The 18,909-nt window shown below is 45.4% G+C and carries 18 protein-coding genes and 1 tRNA gene; 12 read left to right on the top strand and 7 right to left on the bottom strand.

What is annotated here, in order from left to right:
* Positions 1–40: 40 nt before the first annotated feature.
* From H6F66_RS23375 to nadA, 3 genes are all read right to left on the bottom strand, one after another.
* Positions 41–733: a TIGR04283 family arsenosugar biosynthesis glycosyltransferase gene (locus H6F66_RS23375; protein ID WP_190426253.1), complete on the bottom strand. Its 693-nt coding sequence runs from the start codon at positions 731–733 to the stop codon at positions 41–43.
* 37 nt (positions 734–770) lie between these two features.
* Positions 771–1,385 (bottom strand): TIGR04282 family arsenosugar biosynthesis glycosyltransferase, encoded by a 615-nt coding sequence (locus tag H6F66_RS23370; protein WP_190426251.1) that lies wholly within the window; start codon positions 1,383–1,385, stop codon positions 771–773.
* Positions 1,386–1,650: 265 nt separating this feature from the next.
* Positions 1,651–2,625, bottom strand: coding sequence for a quinolinate synthase NadA (nadA, locus tag H6F66_RS23365; protein ID WP_190426248.1), 975 nt, complete (start codon positions 2,623–2,625; stop codon positions 1,651–1,653).
* 155 nt (positions 2,626–2,780) lie between these two features.
* On the opposite strand from nadA, the gene H6F66_RS23360 reads away from it, so the two are divergent.
* The 4 genes from H6F66_RS23360 (at position 2,781) to H6F66_RS23345 (ending at position 4,675) form a co-directional block, all read left to right on the top strand.
* Entirely contained in the window at positions 2,781–3,707 is a 927-nt protein-coding gene (locus H6F66_RS23360) for a TIGR04168 family protein (RefSeq protein WP_190426245.1), read from the top strand.
* A gap of 42 nt (positions 3,708–3,749) precedes the next feature.
* A tRNA-Ser gene (locus tag H6F66_RS23355) sits at positions 3,750–3,834 on the top strand.
* 58 nt (positions 3,835–3,892) lie between these two features.
* Complete coding sequence (locus tag H6F66_RS23350) at positions 3,893–4,354, top strand: MgtC/SapB family protein (protein ID WP_190426242.1); 462 nt, start codon at positions 3,893–3,895, stop codon at positions 4,352–4,354.
* A 135-nt stretch (positions 4,355–4,489) separates the two neighbouring features.
* A complete protein-coding gene (locus tag H6F66_RS23345; RefSeq protein WP_190426339.1) occupies positions 4,490–4,675 on the top strand; it encodes a hypothetical protein in 186 nt (61 codons plus the stop codon).
* A gap of 46 nt (positions 4,676–4,721) precedes the next feature.
* Here H6F66_RS23345 and H6F66_RS23340 read toward each other — a convergent pair whose 3' ends face one another.
* Positions 4,722–5,513 carry an SAM-dependent chlorinase/fluorinase gene (locus H6F66_RS23340; RefSeq protein ID WP_190426239.1) on the bottom strand — a complete coding sequence of 264 codons (792 nt, stop codon included), beginning with the start codon at positions 5,511–5,513 and terminating at the stop codon, positions 4,722–4,724.
* Positions 5,514–5,620: 107 nt separating this feature from the next.
* Here H6F66_RS23340 and H6F66_RS23335 point away from each other — a divergent pair, with 107 nt between their 5' ends.
* From H6F66_RS23335 to H6F66_RS23305, 7 genes are all read left to right on the top strand, one after another.
* The gene (locus tag H6F66_RS23335) at positions 5,621–5,947 is read left to right on the top strand and encodes a hypothetical protein (protein ID WP_190426236.1); all 327 of its coding nucleotides are present in this window, start codon (positions 5,621–5,623) and stop codon (positions 5,945–5,947) included.
* A 2-nt stretch (positions 5,948–5,949) separates the two neighbouring features.
* Complete coding sequence (locus H6F66_RS23330) at positions 5,950–6,174, top strand: hypothetical protein (RefSeq protein WP_190426233.1); 225 nt, start codon at positions 5,950–5,952, stop codon at positions 6,172–6,174.
* A 79-nt stretch (positions 6,175–6,253) separates the two neighbouring features.
* On the top strand, positions 6,254–6,445 hold the full coding sequence (locus H6F66_RS23325; RefSeq protein WP_190426230.1) for a hypothetical protein: 192 nt from the start codon (positions 6,254–6,256) through the stop codon (positions 6,443–6,445).
* Positions 6,429–7,124 carry a Nif3-like dinuclear metal center hexameric protein gene (locus tag H6F66_RS23320; protein WP_190426227.1) on the top strand — a complete coding sequence of 232 codons (696 nt, stop codon included), beginning with the start codon at positions 6,429–6,431 and terminating at the stop codon, positions 7,122–7,124. The genes H6F66_RS23325 and H6F66_RS23320 overlap by 17 nt, the downstream gene beginning before the upstream one ends.
* Before the next feature lie 42 nt (positions 7,125–7,166).
* Positions 7,167–9,008 (top strand): ABC transporter ATP-binding protein, encoded by a 1,842-nt coding sequence (locus tag H6F66_RS23315; RefSeq protein ID WP_190426224.1) that lies wholly within the window; start codon positions 7,167–7,169, stop codon positions 9,006–9,008.
* A gap of 270 nt (positions 9,009–9,278) precedes the next feature.
* The gene (map, locus tag H6F66_RS23310) at positions 9,279–10,055 is read left to right on the top strand and encodes a type I methionyl aminopeptidase (RefSeq protein WP_190426221.1); all 777 of its coding nucleotides are present in this window, start codon (positions 9,279–9,281) and stop codon (positions 10,053–10,055) included.
* Between the two features lie 230 nt (positions 10,056–10,285).
* A complete protein-coding gene (locus H6F66_RS23305; protein WP_199295340.1) occupies positions 10,286–11,227 on the top strand; it encodes a Type 1 glutamine amidotransferase-like domain-containing protein in 942 nt (313 codons plus the stop codon).
* A 144-nt stretch (positions 11,228–11,371) separates the two neighbouring features.
* On the opposite strand, the gene H6F66_RS23300 is transcribed toward H6F66_RS23305, so the two are convergent.
* From H6F66_RS23300 to nuoB, 3 genes are all read right to left on the bottom strand, one after another.
* Positions 11,372–12,067: a pentapeptide repeat-containing protein gene (locus tag H6F66_RS23300; RefSeq protein ID WP_190426216.1), complete on the bottom strand. Its 696-nt coding sequence runs from the start codon at positions 12,065–12,067 to the stop codon at positions 11,372–11,374.
* Positions 12,068–12,139: 72 nt separating this feature from the next.
* Positions 12,140–13,480: a cytochrome P450 gene (locus H6F66_RS23295; RefSeq protein WP_190426321.1), complete on the bottom strand. Its 1,341-nt coding sequence runs from the start codon at positions 13,478–13,480 to the stop codon at positions 12,140–12,142.
* Positions 13,481–13,600: 120 nt separating this feature from the next.
* Complete coding sequence (nuoB, locus tag H6F66_RS23290) at positions 13,601–14,338, bottom strand: NADH-quinone oxidoreductase subunit NuoB (RefSeq protein WP_190426319.1); 738 nt, start codon at positions 14,336–14,338, stop codon at positions 13,601–13,603.
* Positions 14,339–14,458: 120 nt separating this feature from the next.
* Between nuoB and H6F66_RS23285 the strand changes: the two genes are divergently transcribed.
* Positions 14,459–18,028, top strand: coding sequence for an NB-ARC domain-containing protein (locus H6F66_RS23285; RefSeq protein WP_190426213.1), 3,570 nt, complete (start codon positions 14,459–14,461; stop codon positions 18,026–18,028).
* Positions 18,029–18,909 lie beyond the last annotated feature (881 nt).

Here is an 18,909-nt window from a genome sequence, read left to right as displayed (position 1 = left end):
AAATTTTAAAATTTTGGCGTTCCAGCCTCAAAAAAATCTTTTAAGGGCGGAATCTCCCATACCAACGAACTAGCTGCGAAGGAGGAACTCGCAGAAAGTAGCCAATAATTACTACTTGGTTAATGAAAGTAGTTTTTACTACACCAAGTTTTTGCCAACGACGTGCAGAAGTCAACACCGAAGCCGGGACAACGGTAATATTTCCCAAACGTCTCAGGCGAAGGATAAATTCAAAATCTTCCATAATTGGGAGATTGGGAAAACCCCCAATCTCGTGAAAAACCGATGCTTTCAAAAAGATTGCTTGATCGCCGTAGGGTAGATGCAAAAAGCGCGATCGCCAATTTACCATCTTTTCTACCAGACGAAGCGATCGCATCCGTGCATCAATCTTCAACTCAAATGCACCAGCAATTGTTCCTCTTTCAGCTAATGCTTGGCGAACTATAGCATCGAAACCAACAGGTAAACGGGTATCCGCATGAAGAAATAGCAGAATATCCCCCGTAGCAACTTTAGCACCCGCATTCATTTGGCGATCGCGACCAGCAGCAGCAGACAGAACTTGCACACCCAAAGATTTAGCTATAGCGACAGTTTCATCCTGACTTCCCCCATCCACCACAATCACTTCCACATTTGTCGTCTTTTCAAAGCTTGCTAAATTTAATCTAATTCGGGAAGCCTCATTTAAAACTGGAATAATAACCGAAATCCTGGGTGCTTCTGTCACTCATAACTCCTAACTCTAGACGCGATATATCGCATCTCTACAATTCAAAATTCTTAAGTTGTGCCAAATCCTCTGGACGGTCAATATCAGCCAGCGGTGGAAGATAGGCTATACTCAAATTCATCGAGGATGCGATCGCTATGGTTTTTGCAAATACCTCAGAAGTTCCCCAAGGAATTTCCACAAACAGTTGGGGAAAAACCCGACGCAAACCTATTAAATAATATCCTCCATCCAAAGCTGGCCCCAAAACCAAATCGTGCAGAATTAGCCCATCAAACGCTTCTGACATAATTTTCGCACTCAAATCGGGGCAATCAGTGCCAATAATCAAAGCACCCTCTATCCCGTTACTAAAAGCACCATCAAACGCCGACACTATCCGCAACCCTAAATCTCCATCAACTTGAGGCTTACAGACAAAATCAGCCCCTAGCCAGTCTTGCATCAGCTGTTGATTACCGCCAGAAAAATAAACTTCCACACTCGTAGGACGTTCCCCCTGGAGTTCCCTAACCCGTGAAAGAGTATATTCAGTTAACTGACGATGAAGATTTGCCGCACCTTGGGTTCCCAAAGCCGGAATTAATCGAGTCTTCGCTTTTCCCGGTTCTGGATAGCGAGTAAAAACAATTAAACACTCTTTACTCATTTTTCCGATTTTAGCTAAAGCGTAGGTTGGGTGGAGGCACCAAACCCAACTACAATTATTTTTAACTTAGCAGGAAAAGTATTCAGCTATAGCAGTCCTAAATGATTCGAGAAGGCGAGATCCCCGACTTCTTTAAGAAGTCGGGGATCGGAATAGCTGGCTGAAAACACCCTCAACGCCCTTTTAGAAGAGCTAAGAAAAAGCAACATCTGGCGTTACTTCTCAAATTTTCTTCGCTTCTATCTTCGCGTTCTTTGCAATTCAATTAAATACTCATTTCCAACATCCGCTGCATTGGACGCAACGCTGCAACTCGCATTTCCTCCGGTAAAGTCACTTCTGGCGTTTGATTTTTCATCGCTAAATAAAGCTTCTCCAGTGTATTTAACCGCATAAACGGACACTCATTGCAAGCACAATTATTCATTGGCGGTGCTGGAATAAACTTTTTATTTGGCTCCCGCTTCTGCATTTGGTGGATAATTCCCGGCTCAGTAGCAACAATAAATTCCCGGCTATCACTTGCTTGAGAATAATTCAGCAAAGCTGAAGTAGAGCCAATATAATTGGCGTGGCGCAAAACTGGAGGTTCGCACTCAGGGTGAGCAATTACCTCAGCATTTGGATGTTGAATTTTTAGCTGGATAATCTTCTTTTCTGAGAAAGTTTCATGGACAATACAACTACCTTGCCACAGCACCAAGTCTCGCCCAGTTTGCTCCATAACATATCGCCCTAAATTCCGGTCGGGAGCAAAAATTATCGGTTGATTTTCTGGGATTTGGTTGACAATTTTAACCGCGTTGGAACTTGTGCAAATAATGTCGCTCATCGCCTTAATTTCAGCGGAGCAGTTAATATAAGAAACCACCAGATGTCCGGGATGAGCAGCTTTAAATTTGGCAAAGGCATCCGGCGGACAACTATCTGCCAAAGAGCAACCCGCGTCCAAATCTGGCAGCAACACCAGTTTATCTGGATTGAGAATTTTGGCCGTTTCCGCCATAAAGTGAACCCCTGCAAAGACGATGACATCAGCATCGGTGCTGGCTGCTCTGCGGGAAAGTTCTAAGGAATCCCCGATATAATCTGCTACATCCTGAATATCAGGGTCTTGATAGTAATGGGCAATAATAACGGCGTTAAGCTTCTCTTTTAAGGCTTTTATCGCCTCAAACAAATCGTAAGGTAGTGCCTCGGTCTGGGTAATACCGCGTTGGGGAAGTGTATTGGTAAACACAGTTAAAAGATGCCTTGAGTACCAAGTTGTTAGGGGTGTAATCAGTAATTATAGTTGTTTTTACCAAAAGCTGCTGTGGGGGATTAGGTTTTTTATATAAGAAATTTCTCTCGTTCCCCGGATTGCTATTCTGGAATATAGGCAAGGGAGTAGGCATGACGAGTCATCAAGAGAAAATTATCAAAATCGCTGTTGTGGGAGATGTTCACGACCAATGGGAAGCGGAGGATGAACTAGCCCTCAAGCATCTAGGCGTTGATTTGGTGCTGTTTGTGGGGGATTTTGGTAATGAATCGGTGGATGTGGTAGAGGCGATCGCATCCCTCAACCTCCCCAAAGCAGCAATTATGGGCAACCATGACGCTTGGTATAGTGCCTCAGATTGGGGCAGAAAGCGGTGTCCCTACGACGGTGAAAAAGAAGACCGAGTGCAGGAACAATTGGATTTACTGGGAGAAACCCATGTCGGCTATGGTAAGCTCGACTTTCCAGAACTCAATTTAAGCGTGGTCGGGAGTCGTCCCTTTAGCTGGGGTGGTTTGGTTTGGAAAAATGCGGAATTCTATCAAGAGCGTTACAAAGTAACGAATTTTGCAGAATCCACCGAGCGCATCGTCGCGGCAGCAAATAGAGCTGCTTATGAAACTATCATTTTTATGGGACACAATGGCCCGATTGGGTTAGGCGATCGCGCAGAAGATCCTTGCGGGAAAGATTGGTATCCCATCGGCGGCGACTATGGCGATCCGGATTTTGCGGATGCGATCGCTCAATCTCGCAACCAAGGTAAAACCATTGCTCTAGTTACCTTCGGTCATATGCACCACCAACTGCGTCATACTAAAGAGCTGCGAAACCCCATCTATATCGGCGCAGAAGGCACAGTTTACTTAAATGCGGCGAGTGTACCCCGGATTATTCAGACACCAAGCGATCGCCTGCGTAACTTCTCCCTCGTTTCCCTGCAAAACGGTGCCGTCTCCCAAGTCTCCCTCGTTTGGCTTGGGCGTGACTTCAACATAGCATCCGAGCAAATTCTTTACTGTCGCCAAGAGTCAGTACAATCAATCCTCAGCCAGTAGTCAAAAGATCCACCAATCTTGATATGATAAAAAAATGAACCTGGAGAGGTGGCAGAGTGGTCTAATGCGCTCGACTTGAAATCGAGTGAACCGAAAGGTTCCGAGAGTTCGAATCCCTCCCTCTCCGTTACCCAAAACAGCTTGTAACTTAAACTGGTTGAAGTATTCCTTCTTCCAGTACAAAATTGTCACAAACTTACTTACTTTCCCCGGATGATTGGTTAGGCATCAGCTTCAGGCTATGCTTTGCTATGCTTGTTGGAGCGGTTATCGGCATAGAACGGGAACTAAAGAACAAACCAGCCGGCTTAAGAACTCATATGCTGGTGAGTTTTGGTGCAGCACTTTTGACATTAATACCCCTTTTGCTAGATGAAAACGAACTGAACTCTGATGCTCTAAGTAGGGTAATTCAAGGAATTACCGCGGGTATCGGGTTTTTAGGTGCTGGGGAAATTTTACGGGAATCGCAGCAGGAATCGAGGAAAAAGATTAAAATTCACGGACTCACTTCTGCTGCTGCTATTTGGGTTTCAGCGGCGTTGGGAATTGCCGCAGGTTGTGGGTTATGGCAGATAAGCTTAATTGGTGCTTTGTTGTGTTTTTTGGTGCTGAGAGTCTTTAAAAAGATAGAGCCTCATAGCTAAATTTTCCCCACATTTGGAGTTTGTGAATCGGCGTTTCATCTCTCAAAGTGATGATATTAAATTCAGCAAAGGGGAAGGCGCGGCTTAGGGAATCGCCTTGATATGCTGTATGAGTAGAGTAGCCTGGAACTGGAAATGAAACTTATGAATAGAGCAGTGGTGTCAATTCTAGTTTTTGCATTGTTAATATTAACCATTTTCTCTCCCTTTGCAGCTCTCGGTACTTTGATGCTGGTACTTTTAGCATCGGCATTTGTTTCGGCATTTTGGAATGTGGCGCAGGCAGTAGTAGGAAATCCTAAACAGCCTTCAAAAAATTAAAAATGCAAAACCCTAATTAATTTTGCATTTTTAATTTTTAATTTGGTTAACTCAGGCGAGTTACTAACTGATTTAAGCGGGGTCTGCCGAAACGTTCCCAAGCACTTCCGCCGCGCAGAAATAACTCCATCCAGCGGATCGGTTGATTATCTTTAGCGGAATTCCAACCGGAACTTCCCGGCGAAAATGCCAGAGTTCCTTCTGGGACTTTGAAACTGCCGTCTGAGTAGATGGCATCACTGACCACATCTCCGACTCGAACCACCACCTTTTGTTCTGGTTTCAAATCGACGCTATGGGCGGGGATAGTGGTTTTAATGTTACCGTAACCGTCACACCAGGCGATGCGATCGCTTGGTGCATCAGGTATCTGGTCTGGCTGCAAGACTTCTCCCAAAAGGCTAGTATCTCCCGAAGCGATCGCAGCAGCAGCAGTGGGAAACACATCCCGCGATCGAAACTGCGATCCTCCCCGCGAAACCTTCACTGTGTGTAAAACTTCAGCATGGTCTTTGATAAAAGAGAGAGTGTAGCCAGCAAATACACCCACCACTTTGACACCGTTTGGTAGCAGAGCATAAGTCAATCCCTCGCCCTCGTTGTTTTTCCGGGCCTCCGGGTCATCTTGGCGAGGAGCGCAATTGTGATATATTAGTCGATCTGCGGAACCAGGGTTTAGTCCGAGTTGCGCCACCCAAAAGCCAGTCGCCAGGGTACTGAAGGGAGGCACCGAGAGGCAGTAAATCTGGGATGCTGGTAAAGCCATCAAAAGACGTTGTGTAACCTCAGCAAATGCTGGATCACCGTTTCCGTAGTCTGCAATCAGGCTAATGAACATAGCGCCTCTGAATAGAAGTTTGCTACAGCAATATTACTGCTCACCGAATCAAAAAGCGATCGCTTTTATTTTGAGATAAACTCGTGACACTAGAAGGCAATGGTTAGATGTCCGATATTTTCGTAATGATTCGGAATCAGGATAACAATGCCCTGACTTCCATTGATGGCATTGCATTTGTAACTTTACTTCGGCAAGACGGACAGCCGCTTGCAGAGGAGACTTTTGACTTAATTTATGCGGATGCGGGTTTTGATGACCTTCCGGTTGGGGAATACACTGTAGTTGTGAAACATGAACTGGTTGAACCTCAACAAGCAACCTACGATGTAAAAATTATTAGTGAAGATGAAGTGATATTGCTAACATTTGTTTATCTAGAGCCAGAATGGGTATTTCTCCGCATTCAAGCTGCTGTAGAACAGAGATTATAACTATGAAAATTAAAGTTATTCCGCCCTGCTCAATTAAAATGTTTCGCTATCGAGTGAATTTTCTAGCGAAGGATCTCTGGAAAGAAAAAGACCCAATTTGTCGGGCGAATTTAGCTTTACAGCTAGCGGATGCGGCTACATCGCTGGCGAGACTAGAATTGCAAGAAGCGCAAAAATTACAGCAAACTTCTCATACTCATAACATTTCAGGTTCTAATGAGCCATGATTAGCCAAGTTTAGAGGATGCGTCGCCTACGTCAAATTAAATTGATTCCCCTAAAAGCGTAAATATCGCCTTTTTTACTATGAATTCCTTAACTTCTTCTCATCCCCAATCTGAGAATGCTGCCAAGATTGTTGTAACTGAAGTTATTGGAAATACTTTATGTATAACTTCTGAGGATGGACAAAAAGTTTACCAGCAGATTGCAGCAGCTTTTAAAGGAGGTAAAAAGGTGATTCTTGGCTTCAAGAAAGGTTATGCTCACTCTAAATGATATTGCCAGATTTTTAGATCAATTCTTTGCCGTCCATCGTTTCGGTGATGACCAAGGCGGAATTTACCACCATTCAACACGCCCAATTCATCGTTTTGGATTAGCGGTGGAACCTTGGGATGGATTGGCAGAATGGGCAAAATCTAGACAAATAGATGCTTTATTTTTACATCGTCCCTGGAAACTGGAACCAGGATTAGCACCAGATATGGGGGTGGTGGCGTATCATTTAGCTTTTGATGAACGCCTGACACTAGGGTTTAATAATCGTCTTGCAGATGTGTTGGAAATGTCTGCATTAGAGGTGTTGGGTGAGAAAGAAGGGCGACCGATTGGGATGGTGGGGGAAATTCCCACACAGAGTATGGTGAGTTACTGTAGTGGTTTAAACGAAATCTTCGGCGGACGCGACAAAGTGCTGGCGGGAGTTAGCGGTGAGGTGAAGCGGGTTGCTGTAGTTGGCGCGATGACAGATGCGCTGGTACGCGAGGCGGCGTTGCGTAAGGTCGATTTATATATTACAGGGCAGTTGAGACAACCTGCTGAAGCTGCTGTAAAAGAAACTGGAATCAGCGTTGTTGCAGTTGGTCATCGTCGCTGCGAAGAGTGGGGGTTACGGGCCTTATCTGGAGTGTTGCGCGATCGCTACTCGAAACTTCAGGTTGTCTTACCTCCCTGAAGGTGCAACACAACACCCCTAAAGACGATTTATAACAAAGATATGAGTCGTCACCAGAAATTTAACTTTCTCCAGAGTATTTGGCAACGTTTGCGTCAATCTCTGGCAGTTTTCCGATACAGCGATCGCGCCCTCAGCTTAGTTTGGACTACTAGCCGCATTCTGACAATCATCTTTGCCATCCTTACTATAGTGGCAGGTTTGCTGCCAGCAGCCGTCGCCTATGTAGGCAAATTAATTGTCGATGCAGTAGTCTTAGCTTCTCAAACCGGGTTGCAAAGCGAACGCCTTCAAGCTTTGGGTTACGTGGGACTCGAAGCGATCGCAGTCATATTACTCGCAGGTAGTCAGCGGGGTTTAACTGTTTGTCAATCTTTGCTGCGAGTCCTGCTGGGACAAAAAGTGAATGTTCTAATTTTGCAAAAAGCGCTAACGCTAGAACTTCCCTATTTTGAGGATTCCGAATTTTACGACAAATTGATGCGGGCGCGGATGGAAGCATCAAGCCGTCCCCTCTCCCTAGTAAGCCGCACATTCAGCTTAATTCAAAATGCCCTCTCCCTGGTGACTTACGGCGGCTTGTTACTGAATTTCTCCGCTTGGGCTGTGGTGGTACTTGCAACAGCAGCATTACCCGCCTTCATCGCCGAATCTCGCTTCTCTGGGGAAGCTTTTCGCCTATTCCGCTGGCGATCGCCTGAAACTCGCGCCCAACACTACCTAGAAACCCTGATTGCGCGAGAAGACTACGCCAAAGAGGTGAAACTATACCAACTGGGGGATCTGTTACTACAACGTTACCGTGACATCTTCCATCGACTTTACGACGAAGACCGCAACCTGACTCTAAGGCGAGGATTTTGGGGTTACTTGTTGGGGTTATTGAGTACCTGCGCCTTTTATCTCGCCTACGCTTGGATTGTACTGGAAGCGATCGCCAGTCGCATCTCTCTCGGCGACATGACCATGTACTTAATGGTATTCCGCCAAGGACAGTCTACCTTTTCCGCCGCCTTGGGTTCCATCGGTGGAATGTACGAAGACAACCTGTATCTCTCCAACCTCTACGAATTTCTAGAAGAAGAAATCCCGAAATCTTGGGGTACAGCAACTGAGGGGTCAATTCCCGGTGATGGGGTACGTTTTCAGAACGTCTACTTCACCTACCCCGGAAGTTCGCAACCCGCCTTAAATGGAATTTCCCTACACCTGAAACCGGGAAAAAAACTAGCAATTGTCGGTGAAAACGGTTCGGGAAAGACTACCCTGATTAAGCTTTTAACCCGACTGTATACACCAGACTCAGGACGCATTTTACTCGATGGCTTAGACTTACAAGAATGGGATAGTGAAGTGTTGCGCGATCGCATCGGCGTAATTTTTCAAGACTTTGTGCGCTATCAGTTCAAAGTTGGGGAAAATGTCGGCGTTGGCGATGTAGACCACATAGAAGACGAAAAACGCTGGAAAATTGCCTCCGAAAAAGGCATGGCTGAACCTTTCATTGAGAAAATGGCGCAAGGCTATCAAACTCAATTAGGGAAATGGTTTCGGGGAGGAGTCGAACTCTCCGGCGGACAGTGGCAAAAAATTGCTCTTTCCCGTGCATTTATGCGAACTGCGGCGGATATTTTGGTATTAGACGAACCAACAGCAGCGATGGATGCGGAAGCTGAAGTCAAGATTTTTGAACGTTTTCAGAAGCTTACCCAGCATCAGATGGTTCTCCTCATCTCGCACCGCTTTTCAACTGTACGGATGGCTGACACAATTGTAGTTTTAGAAGGAGGCGTTGTACTGGAAGAGGGAACTCACCAAGAGTTGTTGCAGCTTCAGGGACGTTACGCTACCCTTTTTAAACTGCAAGCCGCAGGATACCAGTAGACTCAACACAAAACGAAACCCAACATCCGTGTAAACAAGCGTGACTTATTGGATTTCTCCACGAGTTCGTCCAACCTACAAATTACTTCTTCTTTCCCCTTCTTTCTCTTCCTTCGCGCCCTAAGCGCTAACGCGCAGACTCTGCCAACGCGCCTAAAGCGCTATCGCGCATGGCTAAAGCGCTATCGCGCATGGCTTCGCTAACGCTAACGCGATTCATCTCTTAAATTCAACCCAAAACCATCAACCACAACTTAAAAGGCAATAACAATGAAAACCGAAATGATTGAGATTTTATCCAGCAGAGAAGTAGAAAAAATGCGTGCCTCTGGACGCTTAGCCGCCGCCCTCCTGTCCCACCTAGAACCAATGGTTAAACCAGGAGTAAGCACACTACAAATCAACGACGAAGCTGAACGCTGGACAAAAGAACATGGAGCAATAAGCGCTCCACTAGGCTACAAAGGATTTCCCAAATCTATCTGCACCAGCATCAATGAAGTAGTATGTCACGGCATCCCAAGTGCTAAACAAGTTCTTAAAGAAGGTGACATTATTAACATTGACGTGACACCAATTCTTAATAGTTATTACGGAGATACATCCAAGACATTCTTTGTCGGTTCGCCCTCACCTACAACAAAAAAGCTGGTTGAAGTAACCAAAGAGTGTCTTTTCAGAGGAATTGCCGAAGTTAAGCCTGGGGCGCGGATTGGCGACATTGGTGCAGCTATCCAAGAATATGCTGAGAAAGAGGGCTTTTCCGTAGTACGGGATTTTGCAGGACACGGCGTACACCGCATTTTTCATACTGCACCTGAGATTCCCCACTATGGTAAACGCAATACAGGTAAGCGTCTGAGATCGGGAATGGTCTTCACTATCGAACCTATGATTAATGAAGGTACTTGGGAGGTGGAAGTTCTCAAAGATGGCTGGACTGCTGTCACCAAGGATCGAAAGCTTTCCGCTCAGTTTGAGCATACAGTAGTTGTGACTGAGGAAGGTGTCGAAATCCTGACTCTACGCGAAGAAGAGATTCTGTAGAGTTGGTGGTTTGACGCAAGCGATCGCAAAATTATTATCGGCGTATCCACATATCTCGGCAAAACGCCAGCTTCCCGGTTAGTGCCATTCGCCCGGTAATATAATTCTCGTTACCAGTAGGGGCGGGAAAACCCCACTCCGACAATTTCAGTCAGCAAGCTATGGTAAATTTATCCCGACTCCCTTCAGCACTGAAAATCAGCACGGTCGCACTGTTGTTGATGATAATAATGACAGTTCTAACCTTACCCGCCCAAGCCAAAGTTACGCGCTATCTGAAGGGTAACTCCGCCGATGTTAATCCTACCTTAGCTGGCCCAGCCTATAACTTTGGCGGCGGTGGCCCTGATGTAGATGAGGCGATTCAGTGGATGATTAATCAGGTAAGGGGTTGTACAGACTGCGCCACCAAAGTTGATGTCGTAGTTATCAGATCCTCCGGCGATGATGGATACAACGATGCGATCGCATCCATGAACGGTGTTGACTCCGTGGAAACTCTTGTCATCACCAGTCGGGACGATTCACAAAAAGCGAATGTTGTCAATCCTATCAAAAACGCTGAGGTGATATTTTTTTCTGGTGGCGACCAGTGCGAATACACCCGGAACTTCAAAAATACAGCGGTTGAGGCGGCGGTAAAATCAGTAAATGCCAGAGGTGGCGCAATTGGTGGCACCAGTGCAGGTTCGATGATCCAAAGTGATTTTGTTTACAACGCCTGCTCGGATACTGTGGAAACCAGGGAAGCTTTAGAAGACCCCTATGAAGACATCAGCTTCACCTACGACTTGTTTAAGTGGGCGAATATGAAAGCAACCCTTGTAGACACCCACTTTAGCAAACGCGATCGCATGGGTCGCACCATGACCTTTATTGCGCGTCAAATCAGAGACGGGATATCTGACAGCGCCTTGGGAATAGCAGTAGACGAAGATACATCGGTTGTTGTAGATAAAAACGGGATGGCGCGGGTGATGGGAGGTGCTGCATACTTTGTCCTCGCTGACCATATGCCAGAGGTATGCGAACCGCAAACCCCCCTGACCTTCTCTAACTACAAGATTTGGAAAGTTGAAAGCGGCGATACATTCAACCTCAAAAATCGCCCTACATCTGGCTACTATCTCAGAAGCGTTAACAAAGGGCGACTTAGCTCAGATCCGTACTAATATAGCGTTTCTCAGTTGGGCGGAATATATCGCGGTTCTGAAGTTCTCCCCATCTTGGTAGGGACATGGCAATGCCATGTCCCTACATATGTATCGCACCCAATTGAGAATTGCTATAATCTCGTTCCCAGTCATATCTTAAAGCTAGTCGTGGATTGTCCCATCTGGCAAGATTGCGCCAGTCAACTTGGCTCCAACCAGCTTAACCAGCAGGCGGTCATTTACCCCAACCTTTGCATCAGTCAAATCAGCACCACTCAAATCAGCACCACTCAAATCAGCGCCAATTAAGTTAGTCTCCCGTAAATCGGCATCCCTCAAGTTTGCTTGCAGCAAATTGGCTCTAAAAAGATTCGCTCTGTAGAGAGAGGCTCCCTGAAGATTGATCTTATGTAGAAAGGCATCGCTCAGGTTAGCTTGGCTCAAATTAGCATAACTGAGGTTTCTGCCTGACAAGTCTTTTTCTTTGAAGTTAGCACCACGAAAGTCGCCTCCACTGAGATCCGAACGCGCCGAGTTGGTTTGATGGTGAGATTTAGCCTGTTCGTTCGGGCGGGAGCGAGAATTGGCTGCGGTATTATGTGGTTGTGTACGAGATTGCGATCGCTGCGATTGAGCCGTTTTTTTAGAAGTATTTCTTTGAAATGACCGCAATTCATCCCGTGCGTGATTAATCTCTTTGAGTTTTTCTTCAGCCTTTTGCCGCAACCGAGGATTATCTTCAGGAATCCGATCGGGATGCCAAATAAACGCTAAATCCTTATAAGCCTGGTTCACCTCTTCCGGTGACGCTCCAGGCTCAATTCCCAGCACTTTGTAGCATCGGTTTAGATCGCTCATCTAAACCATCCTATCGAATGCTAAGGTATGTTGACACTGATGCAAGGAGCCTGGAAATAATATTCAGGTCATTTAACGCTGAGCGACCATCATCATCGGCACGCCTCTAGCAGGTGTTAAAGTGATACCGCGACGTACAGGCAAAACTTCCCGATTATCGGTAAGTGCCATTTCATACCGAGATAATACAGTCGCCAACACCAATTTCATCTCCAGCAGAGCAAGCGCCCAACCAATACAGCGACGACTCCCGCCACCAAAGGGGATAAATTCATAGGGGGAAAATTGACGTTCCAGAAAACGCTCTGGCTTAAAACTCTTCGAGTCTGGGTAGATATCTTCCCGATGATGAGTCAAATAAACACAAGCAGTCAGCAGTGTACCCGGATCGAATTTGTAACCCATAATCTCGATTGGTGACTTCACAATGCGAGCGAAGGAAAACAACACAATCGGGTAAATTCGCAGCGATTCCGAGCAGATAGCCGTAAGATAGGGAAGTCGGGCAATTTCCGTTGGATCTGGATCGGAACCGATACTTTCCAGCTCTTTTAAAAGTTTCTCGCGGACTTCGGGCAGATGGTGAATCCAGTAAAATGCCCAAGCTAAGGATGATGCTGTGGTTTCGTGTCCAGCAAACAGCAACGTCATTAATTCATCGCGCAACTCAACATCTGTCATCAGTTGCCCGTTTTCATCGCTAGCAGACATCATTAAACTGAGGATGTCTGTACGATTGGAATCTGGTTGCTCCCGACGTTCCCGAATTTCGCTGTAAAGGAGTTCGTCAATTTGCTGACGCTGACGCAGAAAACGTCCCCAAAAACTCCAGTCACCTAAATCTTGTTGGAGAATTGGGAAGAAAATGACGGTAGAAGTCAAAGGCGAGTTAAAAGCATCCAGCATGGAAACCAATAGTTGCCTGAGTTGCTGAAAACGCGCTCCTTCATCAATGCCAAAAACTGCCCGCAAGATAACTCGCAGGGAGATTTCTTGCATGGCTGGATAAACTGGTTGAATGTTACCAATTGTCCAGCTTTTCATCACTTGTTCGGCTATTTGACAGATCAGCTTGCCATAAGCTTTCATTCGTTCGCCGTGGAAGGGAGGCATTAATAGCTTTCGCTGTCGTTGGTGGCGATCGCCATCTAATAAAATTAATGAGTTATTCCCCACTATAGGCTGTAAAATCTTGCTACCCTCGGCAGAGTCAAACTGATGTGGGTCAGCGGTAAAGATTTCCTGAATTGCTTGGGGGTTGCTCAAGACTACAGTCGGGGGAAATCCAAGCGATCGCATTGTAAACACATCACCGTATTCCTTGGCAGCAGCTTCCAAATATTCCAAAGGACGCGCCATTCCTTGGATGGTCTGCATCCACGCTGGAATCCGCGGACTATCCGGTAGTTTAATCGCAGTTTTGCTTGTCATAAAAACGAACCGCACTTATATTTTTTTAAGGCTGAGGAACCTTAAACGCCACCCCCCTCAACGTCTGAACAAAGCGCACGGGGGTGGCTCCCATTCCCTACATCAGATTTTTGATTGATTCTTTTCTGGGAGTGATGGAAACATCACAGAAGATGCCTCTTTGATCATTTTGGCTAATTCTTCGGGTGGATTATTCCGCGACGAGGACTCTAAATATTCCCCAGAGTAAAGCGGTGGCGCAGGCTTCATTTTGTGAGTAATGCTGTAGTAGCGATGACTTTGAGAAAATGCACCTTGCTCCTGTATCGATTCTTGCGCTACTTTCTTACGCAGTTTGATGATGGCATCAATAATTGCCTCTGGTCTGGGAGGACAACCAGGTAAATAGACATCTACCGGAATTAACTTATCCACCCCTCGCACTGCTGTCGGTGAGTCGCTACTGAACATTCCCCCAGTGATTGTGCAAGCACCCATCGCGATTACATACTTGGGTTCTGGCATTTGTTCGTAGAGGCGTACCAAGGCGGGTGCCATTTTCATTGTGATGGTGCCAGCAGTGATAATAACATCAGCATGGCGAGGACTGGTCCAAGGTTTGAAGCCAAAACGCTCGAAGTCAAACCGTGCTGCGAAAAAAGCAGCCATCTCAATAAAGCAGCAAGCAGTCCCAAACATCAGAGGCCACAAACTGGAAAGTCTAGCCCAATTATACAAATCGTCTACTGTGGTTAAAATGATGTTTTCGGAAAGCTCTTGGGTAATCTGAGGACGCTCAATAGGATTGATTATCTGAGTTTTTTGCTCGTTCGGCTCAAGTATAGTTGCTGTCGGGTTCATAATTTTCTCCTTTAGCTCAACATTGAGAACCTGATTCCAAGATGTCACCATCAATCAGGTTTCGCCAGTAAAGTTAAAGGTGTTAAGCACTAACTTAAGTCTCTAACCCCCGAATGAGGTATGGATCGCTATAAGCAAAAACGCCAGCGCGGTGTTATCCTTACTCTCCAAGGCTTGAAGAAGCTGCAAGATGCAAGACATCAGGCGGAAATTCTGGAAAATGCTGGAGACAAGTATACTCTTGAAGAATTAAGCGATCGCACTCAACTGGCTCCCTTTACTGTTGCGAAGGTTCTTGCTCGTGATGAAGGTGTCGATAAGCAGACACTCGCTCTTTTTTTTCGAGCCTTTAATCTGGCGCTAGATAAATCTGATTATTGCCGACCTAAACCAGATATTGAATCAACGTCCAAAAATCCCCCTAAAACTCGCTCTTGTTGGGGAGAAGCGATTGATGTCTCGGTTTTTTACGGACGCGAGGATGAACTTGCAAAACTAGAATACTGGATTTTGAGCCAGCACTGCCGGCTTGTCACCATCCTGGGAATGGGGGGAGTTGGTAAAACTGCGGTTTCGGTGAAATTAGCCGAACAAATTCAGGATAGTTTCGAGTATGTCATTTGGCGATCGCTTCGTAATGCCCCACCCCTCAAAGAAATTCTTTCCCACCTGATTGAGTTTTTCTCCAATCATCAAGAAACCCATTTACCAGAAAATATTAGCGCTCTAATTTCTCGCCTCATTGATTATTTACGTTCTTCACGTTGCTTGTTAGTTCTAGATAATGCTGAATCTCTTTTATGCAGCGGCAATTGTGCTGGATACTATCGAGAAGGATATGAAGATTACGGTGAATTATTCCGACGAGTAGGGGAAGCCGCTCATCAGAGTTGTTTAATTCTTACCAGCCGGGAAAAACCTAGAGAAGTTGCCGCCCTAGAAGGAGGATTACCCGTTCGCTCTTTGCAATTATCCGGTTTAAATGAAGTTGCCGGACGAGATATATTTAAAGCTAATAATTTCTTTCTCGGCTCAGACTCTGAATGGCAAGAACTTATTAACCGCTACGCAGGTAATCCCTTAGCTTTAAAAATTATTGCCACCACAGTCCAAGAATTATTTAATAGCAATATATCACAATTTCTCGCTCAAGGCACAACCGTTTTTGGCGATATTCGAGATTTATTAGACCAACAGATTAACCGACTGTCAGATTTAGAAAAGCAAATAATGTACTGGCTGGCAATCAATCGCGAACCCGTTTCGCTTGCCGAGTTGCGAGAGGATATTGTTGCGCCTTTATCCCCGGCAAAGTTACTAGAAGCGTTAGAATCGCTTTTCAGGCGATCGCTTGTCGAGAAAAGCAACTCCCTCTTCACTCTTCAACCAGTAGTAATGGAGTATCTAACTGAGCAATTCATCGAGCAAGTTGTTGAAGAAATTGTTAATCAAAAACTTTCATTTTTCCAAACCCATGCTCTCATCAGAGCTACAGCAAAAGACTATGTAAGGGATACTCAAATTCGCCTTATTCTGAAACCGATTAGCGATAAATTGCTTTATCTCATCGGCAGCAACAACAATATTAAAAATCAACTCGTTAAAATTTTATCAACCCTGCGCGGAAAATCTCCAAGAGAAACAGGCTATGTCGGAGGTAATTCCATAAATTTGATGATTCAAATGCAGATTGATTTAAGCCAACTTGATTTTTCTCATCTAACAGTTTGGCAAGCTTATCTTACCAAAGTTAATTTGCATCAAGTCAATTTTGCCCACTGCGAATTATCCAAATCTGTTTTTGCGGAAAACTTAGATAGCATCATCTCGGTAGCATTTAGTTTGGATGGAATTTTGGCTACTGGGGATGCAAATGGTGATATTCACCTGTGGCAAGTTGCGGATGGTCAACAACTTTTAGCTTGTCATGGGCATACTGGTTCTGTACAATCAGTTGCCTTCAGTCCTCAAACTAAGATACTAGCCAGTGGCAGCCACGACCATACTATAAGGCTATGGGATGTTGCCACAGGTCAATGTCTGAAAGTTTTAGAGGGACATAGCAGTTGGGTTTGGACAGTTGCTTTTAGTCCAGATGGGCAGATTTTAGCTAGTGCCAGTGTAGACAAGACGGTGAAACTTTGGGATGTCGCCACAGGTTTAGAGTTAAGAACTTTGCAGGAAGATAGCGATGCGGTATTGTCAGTTGCTTTCAGTCCGGATGGCAAAATTTTGGCGAGTGGCAGCATAGACAAAAAGGTGCGTTGCTGGGATGTTGAAACAGGTCGCTGCGTCAGAATTTTGCAGGGACACACTTGGTGGATATGGTCAGTTGCTTTTAGTTCGGATGGTTGCACCTTAGCTAGTGGCAGTGAAGACTGTACAGTACGTTTGTGGGATGTTGCCACAGGTCGAGAGTTAAGAACTTTGGCAGGTCATGCGAACCGAGTATGGTCAGTTGCCTTTAGTCCATCTGATGTCAAAGGGAAGATGCCTGTGTTACTGGCTAGTGGCAGTTGCGATCGCACAGTGAAGTTGTGGGATATTAACACTGGCGAGTGTGTCCGAACTTTACAGGGACACACCAGTTGGGTATGGTCAGTCGCCTTTTCTCCACATGGTTACACCCTTGCCAGTGGTGGTTTAGACCAAACTGTAAAACTGTGGGATGTCTCCACAGGTCGCTGCATCAAAACTTTGCAAGGACGGATCAGTTGGATAAAGTCAATTAGCTTCAGTCTGGATGGTCAAATTTTGGCTAGTGGCGGTTATGACCAAAAGGTACGTCTTTGGGATGTGGCAACAGGTCGCTGCATCAAAACTTTGCTGGGACACAGTAATGGAATTTTGGCAGTTACTTTCAGCCCTGATGGTCAAATTGTGGTCAGTGCTAGTTATGACCAAACGGTACGTTTCTGGTATGTGGCAACAGGTGGCTGCATTAGAGTTTCCCAAGGGCATATTGATGGAGTATGGTCTGTTGCTTTCAGTCCAGATGGAAAAACTTTGGCTGTTAGTTCGTACCGCGAGGTGAAGCTTTGGGATGTTGCTACAGGTGTCGAGTTAAAAACTTTGCAGGGGCATTCTGATGTAGTCTATGCAGTTAGCTTTAGCCCGGACGGTTCTATACTTGCCAGTGGTTCTCAAGATTTTACGGTAAGGCTATGGGATGTGAAAACAGGCAAATGTCTGCACGTATGCCAGCAACATATCAGTTGGGTACATTCAGTTGCTTTCAGTCCCGATGGTAAGATTCTGGCTAGTAGCAGCAGTGACGAAACTATCAAGCTATGGGATGCGGTGACAGGTCGCTGCTTAAAAACTTTGCCAGAAGGTAGTCATGGAATATGGTCGCTGGCTTTCAGCCCTGACGGTGTTCTAGCCTGTGGTAGCACTGACCCCAAGGTGAAACTCTGGGATGTGGCAACAGGTAAGTGTATCAAATTGCCAGGACATAGTTTGGCGGTATATTCAGTTGCTTTCAGTCCCGATGGGCAGATTTTAGCCAGTGGCAGCAAAGATGAGACGATTAAGCTTTGGGATATGCAGACTGGTGAGTGTTTGCAGACGCTAAGAAGCGATCGCCCTTATGAAAAAATGAATATTACTGGTGTTAGTGGTTTAACTGAGGCGACTATCACCACTTTGAAAGCTTTAGGGGCAGTTGAGTCTCCTGTATCCCCACAATAATATTTCAATCCCTAATAGGGATTAAGACCCACGACGCACCTATATCCTATAGGTAAGCGTAAACGTTACTCAGTCCAGTCTTAAATAAATGCCGGGGCTGGATTCAATTTCTTTGCTTGATGAGAAAGGTGATAAATTATCGTCTTACCTAAATTTATTCTGATTTGGCAGGGAAAACCGCCTTGTGCTGGTTACAACCCACATCAGAAGCAAAAGCTGGAGTTGCCACGGTGAAAACAGCAAACACACAATCAGACTAACAATCGCTGCTGATGCAGCGAGTTTGGCGATTTCGTCATGGGAGTTTTCCAAGACTAGGTAGGCTGAACCTAGCGATATCACCAAGGGGATCAGAAAAAGTAAGGACATTACCTGTCACCTCTCGAACTAGAATATACACGCTACTCCGTTTAAAAAGTACGCTTTTTTAGAGTCATTACTGACGGTTATTACTCATTTTTCTCTAGCCGCCTCTTGTTGTCATCACCCAATTGGATAAGGTTTATCAGTTAATGACTTAGATACACTGAGGAATCAGTATAGATCAGATTTTAAAATTATGCTTGATAGTGCTTGGCGAATAGGAACCGGCGTGAATGAGAACGATAATGGCTGACCTAAACAGAAACAGAAAAAACTTCAGCCAAAGAATTAAACGCTCTGCTCTTATAACGCAAAGATAGTAGTAGATTTTGATTTTTTTGGCTTCTATCTAGCGTTTAAAGCGATCGCGTTATCAGAGGAAATTTAGACAAAGGATGGTTTCCCTAGCCGCTAGATACCAGACGGGAATCTTACCACCGGCAGCCACTATCGGCGATATATTAAGTTTTGTTACAAATATGGCGGGGTGGGGGGTGTCACCCCTCAGAGAGGTTATA

Source organism: Trichocoleus sp. FACHB-6 (assembly GCF_014695815.1).
In the GTDB taxonomy this organism is placed as follows: Bacteria; Cyanobacteriota; Cyanobacteriia; order Cyanobacteriales; family FACHB-T130; genus Funiculus; species Funiculus sociatus.
Note: the sequence above shows the minus strand (reverse complement) of the source record. Positions and strands in the feature narration are given on the sequence as shown.